Raw genomic sequence first — 16116 nt, 5'->3', positions numbered from 1 at the left:
TGCGGGTGGCACGCTGGACCCAGCTTATGCAAAGGAGATAGCCATGTCAGACAATCTGAACGACCGAGGCCAGCAGGACCGCTCGCGCATCAACGTGCACGAGGAATGGGAAGTGCGTCATTGGACCGAAGCGCTGGGCGTGAGCCGCGAGCAACTCGAAAGCGCGGTGCGCCAGGTCGGTCCGAGCGTGAACGCGGTGCGCGAGCATCTCGGCCGCCACTGATCTTCCCGCAGCAGGCCGGCGTGCTTTACAGCATTGACCGGTAGCGCGGCCCCGGCAGCTTGCCGCGGCCGCGCCTTCGATTTTTACGGCGCTCTGGCACCAGAACCGGCACCAGCCTGCCGCGGTCTACACCACATTCCCCGGGGCGCGAGCCTGAGACTGCGCGCTCCGTTCCCTGCAGCATCCCAACCAGCAATCAACCAGTGACAAGGAGCGATTGAATGAACATGCCCAAGCAACAGCAGCAGCCACCCGGTAGCGAGAAGGAACTGACCCCGCAGGCCGACCACGGCGAGTCCAGCTACCGCGGCTCGGGCCGCCTGCAGGACAAGGCCACCGTGATCACCGGCGCCGACAGCGGCATCGGCCGTGCGGTGGCGCTGGCGTTCGCGCGCGAAGGCGCCGACGTGCTGATCTCGTATCTGAACGAGCATGACGACGCCAGGGAAACCGCGCGCCTGGTCGAGGAAGCCGGCCGCAAGGCGGTGCTGGTGCCGGGCGACCTGGCCGATCCGGCCCACTGCCGCGCCATCATCGACAAGGCGGTGCAGGAATTCGGCCGCATCGACGTGCTGGTCAACAATGCCGCGTTCCAGATGTCGCACGAGTCGATCGAGGACATCCCGGACGACGAGTGGGATTACACCTTCAAGGTCAATATCAGCGCCATGTTCCATACCTGCAAGGCGGCGGTCAAGCACATGAAGCCGGGTTCGTCGATCATCAACACCACCTCGATCAACTCGGACAAGCCGGTGCCGACCCTGCTGGCCTATGCCACCACCAAGGGCGCGATCGCCAACTTCACCGCCGGCCTGGCCCAGCTGCTGGCCGAAAAAGGCATCCGCGCCAACTCGGTGGCGCCGGGCCCGATCTGGACCCCGCTGATCCCGTCGACCATGCCGCCCGACCAGGTCGAGAGCTTCGGCAGCCAGGTGCCGATGAAGCGCGCCGGCCAGCCGAAGGAAGTCGCGCCGGCCTTCGTGATGCTGGCCTCGGACGAAGCCAGCTACATCTCGGGCGCGCGCATCGCCGTCACTGGCGGCACACCGATCCTGTAACACGCTCCCCCGCGGCGCGCACGCGCGCGTCGCCCGCGCTTGTCCTGCGCCCTCCCTTAACGGGCGGCGCCGGGCGTGGCATACTGACCAGATCATCAGACTGGAAGCGCCACCATGAACCAGCAAGCGCGCTCGCCGCAACCCGCCACGGACGCCGGGCGCGAGCAACCTCCCCTGCCCGCCCTGCTCCCCGTGCTGACCTGCGTCGCCATGCTGGCCTTCGCCGGCAACTCGCTGCTGGCCCGCCTCGCCTTCCAGACGACCGGCATCGACGCCGCAGCGTTCACCGCCATCCGCATCGTCGCCGGCGCGCTGACGCTGCTGGCGATCCTGCGCTTCCAGCGCGGCAAGCTGGCCGTCGGACGCAACGCATGGTGGTCGGCGGCGCTGCTGTTCACCTACGCGGCGGCGTTTTCCTTCGCCTACCGCGACATCGGCACCGGCGCCGGCGCGCTGGTGCTGTTCACCTCGGCCCAGCTGGTGATGATCGGCTATGGCCTGGTCAAGGGCGAGCGGGCCAGCATCGCCGGCATGCTGCTGGCGCTGGGCGGCATGGCCGCGTTCCTGCTGCCTTCGGCCTCGGCGCCGTCGCCCGGCGCCGCCCTCCTGATGGCGCTGGCCGGCGCCGCCTGGGGCGGCTTTTCGCTGCTGGGGCGCTCGGCCGGGCCGCCGGTGCTCAATACCGCCGTCAGCTTTTTGCTGGCGGTGCCGCTGGCGCTGTTGCTGTTGCTATTGCTGCTGCCGGCCGCACGCGACGCACCCGTGTTCGACCCGCCCGGCGCCGTCTACGCAGTCGTCTCCGGGAGCATCACCTCGGCGCTCGGCTACGCGGTCTGGTACTGGGTGCGCAGCCGCCTGAGCGCGATCGGCGCCGGCGCGGTGCAGTTGTCGGTGCCGGTGATCAGCGCGGTCATGGGATTGCTGTTCCTGGGCGAACGGATGAGCGCATGGGGCATACTCGCCGGGCTGGCGACGCTGGCCGGCGTGGCCTGGGTCATGCTCAGCGCGAAGAAGGCGCCGCCGAGGTAGCAATCGGGACAAGCGTCCCCATGTGCCTTGCATGACCATCGTTACCGATACGCCATGCGAACCTTCATGCGCAGTCTTGTTGTTGCGGTTTTCCTGATCCTGGGCTGGGGCCTGCTGGAACCGGCCGTCGAACGCGCCATGTACACCGCGCGCCTGCTGGCCATGCCCGTGCCCGAGACGCTGGCGATGCCGGTCGAGGGCGTGCGCCGGCGCGAGCTGCGCGACACCTGGCACGGCGCGCGCAGCGAAGGCCGCAAGCACGAGGGCATCGACATCTTCGCCAAACGCGGCACGCCGGTGAAATCGAGCACCCAGGGCATCGTGGCGCGGGTCGGCACCAACCGCCTGGGCGGGCTGGTGGTGTGGGTGCTCGGCCCGGGCGGCCAGCGCCATTACTACGCCCACCTGGAGCGCTACGCCGGCGTGTCGCCGGGCATGCGCATCGAGGCCGGCCATGTGCTGGGCTACGTCGGCAACAGCGGCAATGCCGCCGGCACGCCGCCGCACCTGCACTACGGTGTTTACGAAGCCGGCGGCGCGATCAATCCCTACCCGATGCTCAAGGCCGAACCGGAAAGCGTCAGAACAGGTCTTCGCGCCGCAGGCGCGGCGTCTCGCCCGGGACCGGAACCGGGATAGCCGCGGGCGCAGGGGCAGGTGCCGGAGCAGGCTGCACTTCCAGCGGCGGCGCCGGCGGCGGCACGTCGACCGGCTCGAACGATTCGACCGGCTCGCTCGATTCGATTGCTGGTGGCGGGGTGACTTCCTCGAACGACTCGTCGTCGGCGAATTGATCGGGCACCTCGTACACTTCTTCCGGCGCTTCCTCGTAACGGCGCGGCTCGGGCTTGCGCGCGCCAGGGAACCGAGCTTGCGCATCGATACTGCCGCCATCCAGCGCGCTCTTGAAGAAGTCGCCCACCAGCAGCGCCGCATTGTGGCCGCCCTGGCCCCAGTAGGTGCTGCGAATCGCCACGCGGTTGTCGTTGAAGCCGACCCAGGCCCCGGCCACCAGGTTCGGATGCATCAGGATGAACCAGCCATCGGTGTTGTTCTGGGTGGTGCCGGTCTTGCCGGCGACGTCGCCATAGATGCCGAAGCGGTAGCGCACGCCGCCGCCGGTGCCGCGGTTGACCACCCCGCGCAGCATGTCGATCAGCGCCAGCGCCGACGCCTGCGACATGGCGCGCTCGGGCTGGCCGGTGCTGAAGTCGGCGACGATCTGGCCGTCGCGGTCTTCGATGCTGCGCACGATCACGGGCTTCCTGTACTGCCCCTCGGCCGCGATGGTCGAATAGGTGCTGACCATCTCCAGCAGCGTCACCGGGCTGGTGCCCAGCGCCAGCGACGGCACCGCTTCGAGCCTGCTCTGGCGGATGCCCATGCCCTGCGCCAGGCGCACCACCGGCCCGACGCCGACTTCCTGCATCACCTGGGCGGTAATCGTGTTCTTCGAGAACACCAGGCCTTCGCTCATCGGCATCATGCGTCCGCTGTTGCCGCTCATGTCGGTCGGCTTCCACACGCTGCCGCCGGCGCCGCGGAATTCCTGCACCACGTCGCGGTAGGCCTGGTCGGGCGGGATGCCGCGTTCCAGCGCGGCGCCATACACGATCGGCTTGAAGGTCGATCCCGGCTGGCGCGCGGCCTGGGCCACGTGGTCGAACTGGTCGCGCTCGAAGTCGCGGCTGCCGACCCAGGCTTTCACCTCGCCGCTGGTCGGATCGACCGCCACGAAGCCGGCTTCCAGGCGCGACTTGGCGCTCTTGAGCGTGCGCATGAACTGGCGGTCGCCTTTGAGCCGCTTGAGCGCCGCGGCCGGCGCCTCGCCCTGCTCGACTGCGTTGCGATATTCGCCGCTCTCGCGCACGAAGGCGTCCAGGATCTGCGGGTGCGAATTCCAGTAGTACCTGAACGGCTCCAGGCTCTGGCGCATGGCCGTGTACATGCCGGTCGAGGTCGAGCGCGCCACGCTCGGCAGCGCCCACTCGACGTCGGCGATCGCCTGCAGCGTATTCGCCTGGCGCTCGACCGCGCGCTCGGCCGCGGCTTGCAGATTGCCGTCGAGCGTGGTGCGCACCACCAGGCCGTCCAGCTGCAGGTCGTAGTCGTTGTCGTCGGCCCACTCCTGCAGCCACTTGCGCACGTAGGCGGTGAAGTGGTTGTCCTTGCCGCTGCGGTCCGGAAGGCGCGCGAAGCGCAGGCGCAGCGGACGTTTCACCAGCGCCCGGTAGCGCGCTTCGCTCAGCACCTCGTGCTTGCGCATCTGGCCCAGTACCACGTTGCGGCGCGCCTTCGAGCGTTCCGGCTTGGTCACCGGATTGTAGTAGTGGGTGCCCTTCAGCATGCCGACCAGGGTGGCCGACTCCAGCACGTCGAGCTTGAGGGCGGGTTTACCGAAATAGGTGCGCGCCGCCATCTCGATGCCGTAGGCATTGTACAGGAACGGCACGGTGTTCAGGTAGGCTTCCAGGATCTCGGTCTTGCTGTAGGTGTTCTCGATCTTGATCGCGGTGATCAGCTCCTTCATCTTGCGGTTGATGCTGCGGCTGCGCCCGATCTCTTTCGGGAACATATTGCGCGCCAGCTGCTGGGTGATGGTCGAGCCGCCCTGCGAGTCGCCCTTCAGGGTGGCCCAGGCGGCGCCGGCCACGCGCCGGAAGTCGACGCCGTGGTGGCGATAGAATCGGTGGTCTTCGGTGGCGATCAGGGCCTCGATCACGCGCGGCGAGATCTGCGACAATTTGACGCGCTCCTGCAGGCCCTGCTCGAAGGTGCCGAGCTTCTTGCCGTCGCTTGAGAGGATCACGGTCGGGCGCGAGGAACTGGCCTGCTGCAGGTCGTCGATGCCGGGCGTGAGTGGGATCAGGACCAGCAGCCAGGCCAGGAACAGCGACAGGCCGGCGGCCACCGTCCACAGCGACAGCAGCGCCAGTTTCACCGGCAGCGGGCGGCCATGCAGCCGTTGGCGCGCCCCGGCATGCACCGCCCCAGCGCGGTGCGAGGCCGATGCAAACAGGCGGCGCCCGAGCCGCAGCGCCCGTTCCTTCAGCGATTCCGGGCCGCTCGCGCCATCGGCGGCGCGCGCATGCGCTGTCTGTTCCTGGTCGGTGTTCTTGTTCTCCTGATGCTGGTCCACGCGTGTTCCTTGCCTGCGAATTCGTCAATATTCGGCAAGTATAGCCGACCGGCCGCGCGTCCACGGCACGGCTCGGCGGCGCGGCGTGCGGCCGCGCTTCAGGCAGTCGGCGCCGGCTCCACGCGGCGCGCGCGCAGCAGCGGTTCCAGCGCCTCGACCGGCTGCGGGCGGCCGTAGATGTGGCCCTGTACCTCGTCGCAGCCGCAGCCGCGCAGGCAGTCGAGCTGCTCGAGCGTCTCGACGCCCTCGGCGATCACGCCCATGCGCAGGCCGTGCGCCAGCGAGACGATCGCTTCCACCAGCGCCGCGCCGTCGGCGCTGCCGGCGATGTCCTGCACGAACGAGCGGTCGATCTTGAGCACGTCCACCGGCAGGCGCTTCAGGTACGACAGGCTCGAGTAGCCGGTCCCGAAGTCGTCGATCGACAATTTGACGCCCATGCGCTTGAGGCACAGCATGGTCTGGATCGCGGCCTCGACGTCGTTCACCATCATGCTCTCGGTCAGCTCGATCTCGAGCGAATTGGCCGGCAGCCCGGTTTCGTCCAGCACCTGCGCCACCGTCGCCACCAGGTCGGGCTCGGCGAACTGGCGCGCCGACAGGTTGACCGCCACCCGCAGCGGCCCGAAGCCGGCGCGCTGCCAGCGCCGGTTCTGCTGGCAGGCGGCGCGCAGCACCCAGGCGCCGATCGGCACGATCAGGCCGGTCTCCTCGGCCAGCGCAATGAAGCGGTCCGGGCGCACGCTGCCGAGCAGCGGATGGCGCCAGCGGAGCAGCGCCTCGGTGCCGACCACGGTGCCGCTGGCCAGGTCCACCTGCGGCTGGAAGTGCAGCTCGAACTGCCCGGCCTCCAGTGCATGGCGCAGCGCGCCTTCCAGCGCCAGGCGGTCGAAGGCGTGGGCGTTCATGTCCGGCGCGTAGAAGCGCACCCCGTTGCGGCCGATGGTCTTGGCGCGGTACATGGCGATCTCGGCGTGCTTGACCAGGGTGTCGGCGTCGCCGCCGTCGGCCGGCCAGGCGGCCACCCCGGCGCTGCAGCCGAGCACCAGGGACTGCCCCTCGAGTTCCAGCGGCAACGCCACCGCGTCGCGCACCTGCTGCACGCGGGAGGCGGCCTGGCGCTCATCGGCGCAGCCGGCCAGCACCAGCACGAAGTCGTCGCCGCCGACCCGCGCCGCGGTATCGCTCGGACGCAACGCACCGATGATGCGCACGGCCAGCGCGCGCAGCGCGGCGTCGCCGGCGCGCCGGCCCAGGGTGTCGTTGATCAGCTTGAAGTGGTCGATGTCGAGCGCCACCGTCCACACCGGCAGCGCGCCGGCGTTCGCGATGGCGCGTTCGAGGCGGTCGGTGAGCAGCGCGCGGTTGGGCAGCCCGGTCAGGGTGTCGTAGTGGGCATGGCGTTCCAGCTCGGCCTCGTAGCGCCTGGCGGTGGTGACGTCGTACACGATCACCACGAAGTGCGTGGTGAGGCCGGCAGCGTCGCGCACCGGCGCCACGTACACGTCGCTCACCAGTTCGGCGCCGTCGCGGGTGCGCTGGGCCACCAGCGCATGGCCGGCGCGCTGCTCGTCCAGCGCCTGGCGCAGCTCGCCCAGCGCGGGCAGGTCGGCATCGAGCCCGGCGACGGTGCGCAGCGGCTGGCCCGCCAGCTCGGGCGCGGGAATGCGGAACACCTGCTCGCAGGCCGGGTTGACGTATTCGATCGGATACCCGGACGAACGCGCATCCACCAGCAGGATCGGATTGACGGCCGCGTCCATCGCCTGGCGGTACAGCCGCAGCGCGCCGCTGGCCCGTTCCAGCGCCGCGGTGCGCTCGCCGACCAGCGCTTCGATGCGGCGCGTGCGCCGCACCCGGCCCTGCACCAGCGCAGCGGCGGCAAAGCTCAGCACCAGGCCCAGCGCCAGCGTGGTCAGCTCGGCGGTGTGGCTGGCCAGCGGCGGCGGCGGCTCCTGGACCACCAGCTGCCACGGGCTGCCGGCGATATTGAATTCCTCCACGTGGCGCAGCCCTGCGCCGCCCAGCAGCGCATCCCAGCGCCCGCCCGGCGCGGCCAGGCTGCCATGCTGGTAGGCGGTGACGATATTGCCGTGCATGTCGGGCGCACGCAAGGACATCGCCACCCCGTTGCCGTCGAGCAGACGCACCGCCGACAACGTGCCGCCGACCAGCAGGCCGACGTCGAGCACCACGGCAGTGTCGCCGACGACGCTCGCGCGCCGCTCGGCCATGGTCGTGGGGAGCGCGCCGGCGCGGTACACCGGCAACACGATCAGCAGGCCCTGGCGCCGGCCGCCGCCCTGCAGCAGGGTCATGATGCTGCTGGCGGCCGGCTCGCCGCTGTCGATCGCGCGCCGGGTGAAAGCGCGCTGCTGTTCCGACGACCAGGCGTCGTAGCCGTAGGTGACCTCGTTGCCCTCGATCGGCGCCACGTAATCGTTGACCAGGTAGCGCTCGCGCCTGGCGGCGCGCACCAGTGGCCCGGCGGGGCCGCGCTCCCGGATCGCGAAGCCGGGCCAGTCGCGCGCGCGCTCGGCCTCGAACGCGGGGCGCTCGGCGTCGCTGACGAAGCGGTGGAAGGCCAGCGCCAGCAGGTAGTCGTGGCGCGCCGCCAGCGGTGCGGCGAAGGCATCGAACTCGGCGCGGGTCACGTTTTTCGACGCCCGCAGGAACAGATTCACGGCGCGCAGCGACTCGGTCGCCTCGCCGAAGGCGCGCGTCACGCCCGCCACCCGTACCGCGGTGCGCTGCGCGAATTCGGCGCGGGTGCGGTCCGCCTCCATCGTGCGCACCGCGCCGCACAGCAGCGCCGTCAGCGCCAGGCCGAGCGCACACGTGGCCAGCGCGGCCCGCGACAGGTCGCGACTACGGTGCAGCAGACGGCTGGCGAATGCGTGTCGCATGGAGGCGATGCTAGCGCATATCCGGGCGCTCCGGCGAACCGCACGCCAACTGCGCGCATGCAAAACCGTAACGCCTGAAGGTGCGGACTGGATCCGGCCCGGCCGTCACTCGACCGCATGCTGCGCAGCGCGCGCCGATCGTTTATCATCTCGCCATGCCGCCCGATTCCCTCACCTTGCCCAAGGACGCACCGCCGCAGCGCGTGCTGCGCCAGTTCCGCATTGTCTTCAATGCCGTGAAAACCCATTTTCGCCAGCTCGAACGCGAGTCCGGCCTGGGCGGGGCCCAGGTGTGGGCGCTGTCGGTGATCGACAGCCAGCCCGGCATCGGCGCCACCAGCCTGGCGCGCGCCCTCGACATCCACCAGTCCACTGCCAGCAACCTGGTGCGCGGCTTGGTCGAGCGGGGCTACGTGGGCGCCGCGCGCGAAGGCAGCGACCGCCGCAGCGTGGCGCTGCGCATCCTGCCGCCAGGGAAGGAAATCCTGCTGCGCGCGCCGGCGCCGCTGGCCGGCGTATTGCCGAACGCCCTGGCCAGCCTCGACGACGAGACGCTGCTGCGGCTGGAGCACGATCTGGCGCGGCTGATCGCGCAACTCGACACCGACGAATCGGCCGGCAAGATCCCGCTCGCGCAGTCGTAAAGCGGCGCGGCGCTCAGGCGCAACCGATGCTGCGCTCAGGCGCAACCGAAGCTGCGCCCTCGTCCCGATCCAATCGTCAAGGCGCTGTACTCGTTAGCTGTGGATGAGGATTGAACTGCTGAGTTGATCCGCGGTCCAACTCCGGTCGTCGTTCCCCGGGGAGAGGATCATGAAAGCGCCGCGCTTTGCCAGGCTGTTTGCCCAACTGCCCTCGCTGAACCAGCCCCAGCGGCTGCAGGTGCTCGCGGCCCTGCATCCTGCTGCCGGACTGGATCGCATCATCGGCCTCATCCACGAGATCCGGTCGGTCGGGCGTCACTGCCCGCACTGCCGATGCGACAAACTGGTCCGGCATGGCCATGCCAACGACCTGCAACGCTTTCGCTGCCGCCGGTGCGGCCGCACCTTCAACGACCTCACCGGTACGCCGCTGGCGCGGCTGCGGCTGCGCGCCAAATGGCCGGACTACCTCGATGCGCTGCTCGCGGCGAAGCCGGTGCGAAGTGCCGCCAGGCGCGTCGGCGTGCACCGCAACACCGCGTTTCGCTGGCGCCACCGCTTCCTCGACCGGGTCAAGCATGACCGCCCGGCGCAGTTGAGCGGCATCGTGGAAGCCGACGAGATGTTCCTGCTCGAATCGCAAAAAGGGGCGCGCAACCTCGATCGCCCACCGCGCAAACGTGGCGGCGCCGCGCCGCTGCGCGGCGTTTCGCGCCACCTGGACTGCATCCTGGTCGCGCGCGACCGCAGCGGGAACACCATCGACGCCGTGACCGGCCGCGGCGCCTTGAAAGCGACGCAGCTGGTGCGGCATCTGCTGCCGAAGCTCGCGCCGCAAGCGTTGCTGGTGACCGACGCCAACGCCGCCTACCGCGCCTTCGCCCGTGAACAGCGTATCGCACACCAGGCCGTCAATCTCCAGGCCGGCGAGCGGGTCCGCGCCAGTACGGCCGGCGCCATCCATGTCCAGAACGTGAACGCCTACCACCGGCGCTTGCGGGAGTGGCTGGCGCATTTTCACGGCGTCGCCTCGCGCTACCTGCCCAACTACCTGGGTTGGCATTGGGCGCTGGATGCTGGGCGGGTCACTTCCGTCGAACAATTGCTGCGCATCGCAATCGGAGTCATCCATACCTTACGGTGACAGCGCCATCGTCAATCGTCGGCGCCGCGGAAGCGCCGCAACGCCAGGTTGACCAGCGATTCCACGCTGCCTTCACGCTCGTGCACCGCGCGCAGCCGCCAGGCGTCGCCGCCCTCCTTCGCCACCCGCGCCAGATGGGGCAGCGCGGCGCCCGCGCCGAGCCGCTCGGCATGCGGCGCGATGCGTTCGAGGGTGGCCAGGATGTCGTCGCGCAACAGCACCGACTCGTGACTCTGCGGCAGCACGATGGTGCCGTCCAGCCCGAAACGGCAAGCCTGGAAGCGGTTGTAGTTGTAGACCAGGTAGTCGTCCTCGCGCGCAGGCGGCTCATTCTCTTCCAGCAGATAGCTGCACAGCGCCTGCAGGTAGGCCGCCAGCGCCGCCGCGTGTTCGACGGTGAGCGGAGTGTCGCACACGCGCAGCTCGATGGTGCCGTATTCGGGCTTCGGGCGCAGGTCCCAGTAAAAGTCCTTCATGCTGCGCACGATGCCGGTGTCTTCCATGCGCTTGAAATAGTCGCGCTCGAAGTCTTCCCACCTCAAGAGAAATGGCGCGCGGCCCGACAGCGGGAAGGCGAACACCGAGTTCAGGCGCGCCGACTGGAACGCCGTGTCGCTGCCCTGCAGGAAGGGCGACGAGGCCGACAGCGCGATGAAGTGCGGGATGTAGCGGTTCAGCGCGTGCAGCAGGAACAGCGCCTGGTCGCCATTGCCGCAGCCGATGTGCACGTGCTGGCCGAACACGGTGAACTGCTTGGCCAGGTAGCCGTACAGGCTCGACACTTCCTTGAAGCGCGGCTTCTCATAGATGCGGCGCTGCGACCATTGCTGGAACGGATGGGTGCCGCCGCCGGCCAGGCCGACGTTCAGGCGGTCGCCGGCAGCAAGCAAGGTATCGCGGATCAGGTGCAGCTCGTCCACCAGCGGCGCGTAGCCGGTATGCACGCTGCTGTTCACCTCGATCATGCTCTGGGTGATCTCCGGCGTCACCGCGCCGGGGAAAGGTTTACGGTTCAGCAGGTCGAGCATGTCGGGCGAGGCCGGCGCCAGATCGAAGTCGGACAGGCCGACCAGCTGCAGCTCGAGCTCGACGCCCATGGTGAGCGGAGAGGATGCGGCGAATTCAGGCAGTGGCATCGTGTTTTTCCTTTGGCTTGTTCGGCGGCAGCGCCGGGTGCTGGCTCGACTCCTTGGCCTGGGCCAGCGCGCGCTGGGTCAGCACCGGCGCCAGCACCTCGGCCAGGATCGCCATCGCCGCCAGCGGCGCCAGGCTGTCGAACAGGTCCACTCCCAGGCGCCGGGTCTGCTCCACCATCACGATCGTGAACACCGCCATCGGCATGATCGCGACGCCGGTCAGCGCGCCCTTGCGCGCCGAGATGCCCGAGGCGCGCGCGGTGGCCGTGCACGCCGCCACCTTCACCAGCGCGCGCACCAGCAGCAGCAACAGGCCGAGCATGAAGCCGTCGAACACCGAGCGCCATTCGACCGTGGTGGCCACGAAGAAGAACAGCAGCACCGCCAGCAGGTCGCCCAGCGCGCCGAAATTGCGTTGCGCCGGGCTGAGCGTGATGCGGCGGTGGCGCGCCACCAGGCCGAAGGTCAGCGCCGCCAGCACCGGCGACAGGCGCAGCTCGTGGGTCACCGCCACCAGCAGGAACACGGCCACCGCAAAGGTCAGGGTGGCGTCCGCGCGCGCATGACCCACCAGGCGCTGCCACAGCGGCACCAGAAAGCCGAACGCCGCGCCCAGGCCGCTCGAGGCGGCCAGCACCACCAGCCCGGTCCAGCTGGCGTGCACCACGTCGCCCGAGGTCTGGAACACGCCGACCCCGACCGTGACGTTGAACACGAACACCGCCAGCACGCAGTTCATGGCGGTCAGGTGCATGGCGCGCTCGGTCACCTGGCCCGCCCCACCCTCTTCGTTGATGACGCGTAGCAGGCCGGCGGGCGAACTGGCCATCGCCAGCGCGGCGAGCAGGCAGCTCGACAGCGGCGCCACGTTGCAGGCGCGCGCCACCAGGTAGACGGCAATCCAGGTCAGTGCGGATTCGAGCAGCGCGGTGAGCGGCAGCCAGGGATTGGTGCGCAGCCAGCGCAGGTTGATGCGGTAGCCGAGCTCGAACAGCATCAGGCCGAAGCCGAGGTTGGCGAGCATCAGGAAGGCGTCGGCCTGGGCCGGCGGCAGGTAGCCGCTGGCGAGATTGCCGAAGATGAAGCCGCACAGGCCATACACCGCGATGCGCGGCACCGAGGCCCAGCGGTACAGCAGTTCGCCGGCCATCCAGGCCAGCGTCAACGCCAGCGGCCAGGCCAGGGCGTCGGTCAGGGACAGCAGTTCACGCATCGATGGCATCCAGGTGAATGCGCAAGCGCGCGGCGGGTGGCCGCACGGCGCGGTGGTCCGGCTGGCGTGAACGCGGCGGGTGGCGCCATATCAGGCCAGGGTCGCGGCATGCTGCGGCAAGCATGGCGGCGGCACGGCGACCGTCGAAAAAATGTCCCCCGGCGAACGCCTGGGGGACGAAAAGAAACGGTGTGAGCCGCCTCATCGCTGATCGGGCAACCGGAACTGCGGGCCGGTCGCCACTCAGCTATATTGCCTCAGAAATATAACGAAGGCAACCCTATTTGTGGAAATGTGTTTACGTCCGTCGCAGCGCCCCGCGGTGCGATGCAGCAATTTTGCATTGATATCGCGACCGTAGCCGGCGCGAAGCCGTATCTTGCGGCGCAGCATCGTGTCGTGCGCTTTGACAGTTTTTGTAAGGTGCGGGCATGTTCTTGAGCTCGACAATATCATCCAGGCCATCGACAAGGAGAAACGTATGGACGCACTACCCGGTTGGCTGCAGGCGGGACTGTGGGGTTTGCTGGCCGGCGGCGCCCTGCTGCTGGGCGCCTTCGCCGGCGTGCGCTTCGCGGCGCCGCAGCGCCTGGTGGCTGCCGTCATGGCCTTCGGCAGCGGCGTGCTGATCTCGGCGCTGTCGTTCGAGCTGATGGACGAGGCGATCGCGACCGGCGGCTTTGCCGCCACCGCCGCCGGCTTCCTGATCGGCGCCGTGATCTACACCGGCGCCAACTGGCTGCTGGCGCGCCAGGGCGCGCGCCACCGCAAGCGCTCCGGGCCGCACCAGCCATCGGAACGGGAGGATGGCGGCAGCGGCACGGCAATCGCCATCGGCGCCCTGCTCGACGGCATTCCGGAATCGATCGTGATCGGTTTGTCGCTGCTGGGCGGCAAAGGCGTGAGCATGGCAATGGTGGTGGCGGTGTTCCTGTCGAACCTGCCGGAAGGCTTGTCGAGCGCCTCGGGCATGAAGCATGCGGGCCGCTCGCCGGCCTATGTCTACGGCATCTGGAGCGGCATCGCCCTCGCCTCCGGCGTCGCCGCGATGCTGGGCTACACCGTGTTCGGCGACCTGCCGCCCGCGATGCTGGCGGCCACCACCGCGGTGGCGGCCGGCGGCGTGCTGGCGATGGTGGTCGACACCATGATTCCGGAGGCGTTCGCCGAGACGCACGACTTCGCCGGCCTGATCACGGTGACCGGCTTCCTGGCGGCGTTCGCGCTCAGCAAGCTCGGTGGTTGAGCGCTACTTGCGCGGTGCGGATGCTGGCGCTGCCGCCGGCCTGGCCGGCGCCGCGGCGATGGCCGGATTGGCGCGCAGGAAGACCATCAAATCATCCAGCTGGCGCTGGCTGAAAAAGCCGAAGAAGCGCATCTTGTTACCCGGGACCACGTCGTCGGTATCGCGCAGGAAGGCGGCCAGGTTGCGTTCGTTCCAGACCACGCGCGAGGCCTTCATCGCCGAGGAATAGGCGTAGCCGGGCACGCTGCCGGCCTGGCGACCGAGCACGCCGTTAAGCTGCGGCCCGAACACGTTGCGCGCATTGGCGCCGACCTCGTGGCAGTTCAGGCAGCGCGCGAACACGCGCTTGCCCGCCTCCACCCGGTCGGCCGCCTGGGCCGCGCCCTGCAGGCTCGCGAGCAGGCCCAGCATCGACAAGAGCGCCCGCATCCTTATTTGACCCGCTGCTTCTCGAGCTTGCGCGCCAGCGTGCGCCGGTGCATGCCGAGCCGGCGCGCCGCTTCCGAGATATTGAAATCGGTCTCGGCCAGCACGGCGTGGATGCGCTCCCATTCCAGGGTCTTGATCGAGGTCGAGCGGTTGGTGACCTCGATGTCGGTGCTGCCGGCGATGTGGCCGAACGCCGCCTCGATGTCGTCGGCGTCCGACGGCTTGGCCAGGTATTGCACCGCGCCCAGCTTGATCGCCTCGACCGCGGTGGCGATGCTGGCGAAGCCGGTCAGCACCACGATCAGCATGTCCGGATCGTGCTCGTGCAGCAGGTTGACGCAGGCCAGGCCCGAGGTATTGCCCTTGAGCTTGAGGTCGACCACGGCGTAGCCGGGCGTATGGTCCTGCAGCAGCGCCGCCGCTTCGTCATGGCCGGTGGCGGCGATCACGCGGTAGCCGCGCCGCTCGAACGAGCGGCTCAGGGTGCGCGCGAACGCTTCATCGTCCTCGATGATGAGCAGCAGCGGCTGTTCGCCGCCCAGCTCGAGGGGGCCGGGTTCACGCTTGTCCATCGCTCAATTCCTCTTCCAGTTCGATCGCCGACATCGGCAGGGTCAGTTGTACTTCGGCGCCGCCACGGTCGCCCGGGTCGCCGCTCTCGCCCGGTCCGCGGTTGCGCGCCGTGACCGCGCCGCCGAGTTTGCGCGCCACGTTCACCGCCAGGAACAGGCCGAGGCCGCCGCCGGGACGGCCCTTGCTCGACTGGTACGGTTTGCCCAGCTGGGCCAGCATGGCAGGCGCGAAGCCGGGGCCGCGGTCGCGTACCGTCACCACCAGGTTGCCGTCGGAGATGTAAGCGTCCAGGCTGACCCAGTTGGGCGACGCCTCGAGCGCATTGTCGAGCAGGTTGTCGATGGTCTGGCGCAGCGCCGAGTCGGACGCCACCGGCAGGTCGTCGGCGACGCGGTTATTGTAGGTGAAGGTGCGCACCGGACGGCTGGCCTGCCAGCCCTCGACCACGCCGTCGAGAAAGGCGCGCACCGTGGTGCGCTCGGCCGATTCGCCGCGCGCCTCGCCGGCCGACAGCAGGATGCCGCTGACGATCGACTTGCAACGCTTGAGCTGGGTCTGCATCTCGGTCAGTTCGCCCAGCAGTTCCGGGTTGTCGCGAAACGGCGCCATACGCTTCCAGTCGCCCAGGATCACCGAGACCGTTGCCAGCGGCGTGCCCAGTTCGTGGGCCGCGCCCGAGGCCAGCAGGCCCATGCGCACGATATGTTCTTCCTCGGCGGCGCGCTGGCGCAGCGCAGCCAGTTGGGTCGCCTTGTCGCGCACCGTGTCCGAGATGCGCGAGATGAACAGCACCAGCAGCGCCGCATTCAGCGCGAAGCACACCAGCAGGCCCTGCACGTACAGGCTGGCCATGCCGCGCGCGTGGTCGAACGGCAGCGCCAGCGGCTGGGCGTACACCGCCAGCCCGGCCATGCAGGCGATGGTGATGGCCACGATCGACCAGGTCCACAGCACGTCCAGCAGCACCGCCGAGATGATCACCTGCAGCAGGAACAAAAAGGCAAAGGGATTGGTGGTGCCGCCCGACAGGTACAGCAGGACGGTCAGGCTGAACACGTCCACCAGCAGCGCCAGGAACATCTCGCCGTTCGAGACCGGGCGCCGTTCGTGCCAGCGCAGGTGGCTGGCGACGTTGAAGGCGATCAGGCAGGCCAGCACCTGCAGCATGTGCACCAGCGGCAGCGCGATGCCGAACAGGCTGATGGCGGCGGCGATGGTGGTGATCTGGCCGACCACGGCGATCCAGCGCAGCTCGATCAGCTGCAGCATGTTCTTGTGGCCGGCCGCGAACTCCACGTTCGCGGCGGCGGCGGACGGCGACAGGCGCGCCGCCCGGGCAAAGAAGTCCAGCGGTGATTGCATCGGAACCCGTT

13 protein-coding genes and 1 pseudogene are annotated in these 16116 nt (G+C 69.2%); 7 read left to right on the top strand and 7 right to left on the bottom strand.

All coding sequences use genetic code 11. The annotated features are described in order from the left end of the window. Positions 1-43 precede the first annotated feature (43 nt). From QPK27_RS20470 to QPK27_RS20455, 4 genes are all read left to right on the top strand, one after another. On the top strand, positions 44-223 hold the full coding sequence (locus tag QPK27_RS20470) for a DUF3606 domain-containing protein (RefSeq protein WP_290420025.1): 180 nt from the start codon (positions 44-46) through the stop codon (positions 221-223). A gap of 221 nt (positions 224-444) precedes the next feature. Further along, positions 445-1284 carry a glucose 1-dehydrogenase gene (locus tag QPK27_RS20465; RefSeq protein ID WP_290420024.1) on the top strand — a complete coding sequence of 280 codons (840 nt, stop codon included), beginning with the start codon at positions 445-447 and terminating at the stop codon, positions 1282-1284. Between the two features lie 114 nt (positions 1285-1398). Continuing rightward, positions 1399-2313 (top strand): DMT family transporter, encoded by a 915-nt coding sequence (locus QPK27_RS20460; RefSeq protein ID WP_290420023.1) that lies wholly within the window; start codon positions 1399-1401, stop codon positions 2311-2313. A 54-nt stretch (positions 2314-2367) separates the two neighbouring features. Further along, positions 2368-2952, top strand: a complete 585-nt coding sequence (locus QPK27_RS20455; protein WP_290420022.1) for a M23 family metallopeptidase — start codon at positions 2368-2370, stop codon at positions 2950-2952. Here QPK27_RS20455 and QPK27_RS20450 read toward each other — a convergent pair. Further along, the gene (locus tag QPK27_RS20450) at positions 2894-5452 is read right to left on the bottom strand and encodes a transglycosylase domain-containing protein (protein ID WP_290420021.1); all 2559 of its coding nucleotides are present in this window, start codon (positions 5450-5452) and stop codon (positions 2894-2896) included. The genes QPK27_RS20455 and QPK27_RS20450 overlap by 59 nt on opposite strands. 98 nt (positions 5453-5550) lie before the next feature. After that, positions 5551-8358, bottom strand: coding sequence for an EAL domain-containing protein (locus tag QPK27_RS20445; protein ID WP_290420020.1), 2808 nt, complete (start codon positions 8356-8358; stop codon positions 5551-5553). A gap of 155 nt (positions 8359-8513) precedes the next feature. Here QPK27_RS20445 and QPK27_RS20440 point away from each other — a divergent pair, with 155 nt between their 5' ends. After that, a complete protein-coding gene (locus tag QPK27_RS20440; RefSeq protein ID WP_290420019.1) occupies positions 8514-9002 on the top strand; it encodes a MarR family winged helix-turn-helix transcriptional regulator in 489 nt (162 codons plus the stop codon). Positions 9003-9171: 169 nt separating this feature from the next. Further along, a pseudogene (locus QPK27_RS20435) lies at positions 9172-10148 on the top strand (IS1595 family transposase); the annotation flags it as partial. A gap of 9 nt (positions 10149-10157) precedes the next feature. Here QPK27_RS20435 and QPK27_RS20430 read toward each other — a convergent pair. Together QPK27_RS20430 and QPK27_RS20425 are read right to left on the bottom strand one after the other, a co-directional pair. After that, positions 10158-11282: a YbdK family carboxylate-amine ligase gene (locus tag QPK27_RS20430; RefSeq protein ID WP_290420017.1), complete on the bottom strand. Its 1125-nt coding sequence runs from the start codon at positions 11280-11282 to the stop codon at positions 10158-10160. Further along, the gene (locus QPK27_RS20425; protein WP_290420016.1) at positions 11269-12495 is read right to left on the bottom strand and encodes a cation:proton antiporter; all 1227 of its coding nucleotides are present in this window, start codon (positions 12493-12495) and stop codon (positions 11269-11271) included. The genes QPK27_RS20430 and QPK27_RS20425 overlap by 14 nt, the downstream gene beginning before the upstream one ends. A gap of 481 nt (positions 12496-12976) precedes the next feature. Here QPK27_RS20425 and QPK27_RS20420 point away from each other — a divergent pair, with 481 nt between their 5' ends. Then, a complete protein-coding gene (locus tag QPK27_RS20420; RefSeq protein ID WP_290420015.1) occupies positions 12977-13741 on the top strand; it encodes a ZIP family metal transporter in 765 nt (254 codons plus the stop codon). Positions 13742-13744: 3 nt separating this feature from the next. On the opposite strand, the gene QPK27_RS20415 is transcribed toward QPK27_RS20420, so the two are convergent. Genes QPK27_RS20415 through QPK27_RS20405 form a run of 3 tightly spaced genes read right to left on the bottom strand, consistent with a single transcriptional unit; the run spans position 13745 to position 16105 of the window. After that, complete coding sequence (locus tag QPK27_RS20415) at positions 13745-14152, bottom strand: cytochrome c family protein (protein WP_290420014.1); 408 nt, start codon at positions 14150-14152, stop codon at positions 13745-13747. A gap of 20 nt (positions 14153-14172) precedes the next feature. After that, positions 14173-14742, bottom strand: coding sequence for a response regulator transcription factor (locus QPK27_RS20410; RefSeq protein ID WP_290420013.1), 570 nt, complete (start codon positions 14740-14742; stop codon positions 14173-14175). After that, positions 14729-16105 carry an ATP-binding protein gene (locus QPK27_RS20405; RefSeq protein WP_290420012.1) on the bottom strand — a complete coding sequence of 459 codons (1377 nt, stop codon included), beginning with the start codon at positions 16103-16105 and terminating at the stop codon, positions 14729-14731. Before QPK27_RS20405 ends, QPK27_RS20410 begins: the two co-directional genes overlap by 14 nt. Positions 16106-16116 lie beyond the last annotated feature (11 nt).

The organism is Massilia sp. YIM B02443, assembly GCF_030411955.1.
Classification (GTDB): domain Bacteria; phylum Pseudomonadota; class Gammaproteobacteria; order Burkholderiales; family Burkholderiaceae_D; genus Telluria.
Note: the sequence above shows the minus strand (reverse complement) of the source record. Positions and strands in the feature narration are given on the sequence as shown.